This is a genomic window from Azospirillum rugosum, assembly GCF_017876155.1.
GTDB lineage: Bacteria > Pseudomonadota > Alphaproteobacteria > Azospirillales > Azospirillaceae > Azospirillum > Azospirillum rugosum.
This window is the reverse complement of record NZ_JAGINP010000063.1, coordinates 1-1,242: the sequence shown is the minus strand read 5'-3', so window position 1 is coordinate 1,242 and position 1,242 is coordinate 1. Positions and strand designations below refer to the sequence as shown.

General features: G+C 65.9%; 2 protein-coding genes. Both read left to right on the top strand.

What is annotated here, in order from left to right; all coding sequences use genetic code 11:
- Window positions 1-525, top strand: a 525-nt coding sequence (locus J2851_RS35430; protein ID WP_209774083.1) for an IS630 transposase-related protein, incomplete at its 5' end; no start/stop codon positions are given.
- Window positions 477-1,130 carry an IS630 family transposase gene (locus tag J2851_RS35425; protein ID WP_209774081.1) on the top strand — a complete coding sequence of 218 codons (654 nt, stop codon included), beginning with the start codon at window positions 477-479 and terminating at the stop codon, window positions 1,128-1,130. The genes J2851_RS35430 and J2851_RS35425, both read left to right, overlap by 49 nt.
- Window positions 1,131-1,242: the final 112 nt, after the last annotated feature.

Genomic DNA, 1,242 nt, shown 5'->3' with positions numbered 1-1,242 from the left:
GGCAACCGTCGTCATGCTCGGCATCCTTCCGCAGAACGCCAGACTCAACAGATGCAACGGCCAATGATCCCGGCTGTAGTACTAAAGCGGATTGCCGCTGAGTATAGACGGAATTTTGGCTGGCCTGAGCGGTTGGAGGAAGACACCGTTGAAGGAGGCCGCGCCATGGGCCAGCCATATTCCGCCGATTTGCGCGAACGGGTTCTGCGGGCTTATGAGCGCCACGAAGGCGGCCCCGAGTTGCTGGCGCGGCGCTTTCAGATCAGCCGCGCCTGTGCGTACAACTGGGTGCGGGCCGCGCGCCTTGAAGGGCGGCGGAGCGCCAAGCCCCACGCCGGCGGCGTGCCAGCCACACTGGACGCGGAGGGCGTGAGCGTGCTGCGTGCCCTGGTGCGGGAGGACAATGACGCGACACTGACGCAATACTGCGACCGGTTGGCCGCGCGCACCGGCATCACGCTGAGCCCGGCGGTGGTGTGCCGGACTTTGAAGCGGTTGGGGTTGGCGCGCAAAAAAAGACGCTGAGAGCCAGCGAGCAAGAGCGCGCGGATATCGCCGCGGAACGCGCGGCCTACCGGGACGATGCCGTGGTTCATGAACCGGCGCGCTTGGTCTTCCCCGATGAGACCGGCATCAACACCCAGATGACGCCCACCCAGGCCCGGGCGCCGCGCGGACAACGGGCGCTCGGGTCCGTGCCCTATGGGTCCTGGCACCGCGTCACGGTGCTCGGGGCGTTGAGCGCCGAAGGCATGCTGGCCGCCATGAGCATAGAGGCGTCCACCTCCTCGGCCGTGTTTCTCGCCTTTGTCGAGCAGGTGCTCCTGCCCGTGCTCCGGCGCGACAAACCTGGCGCCGTGGTCGTGATGGACAACCTCTCCGCTCACAAGCGGGCCGATATCCTCGCCGCCTTCGAAGCCGCGGGGGTCCGTGTCCGCTTCCTCCCGCGCTACTCGCCCGACCTCTCGCCCATCGAGCCGGGCTGGGCCAAGCTCAAAGGGATCCTGCGCGCCAAAGAAGCCCGCACCGTCGATGCCCTCAACGAGGAACTCGGCCCAGCCCTCAATGCGATCACCGCCACCGACGCCAAAGCGTGGTTCAAGCTCTGCGGCTACCCGAATCTAAACTGAGCCGAAATCCGCTTTAATACTACAGCCGGGATCATCGGTCTCTGCGTCTGTTGAGTTGGCGTTCTGCGGAAAGGATGCCGAGCATGACGACGGTTGCCGAGGCGAGGGGCTG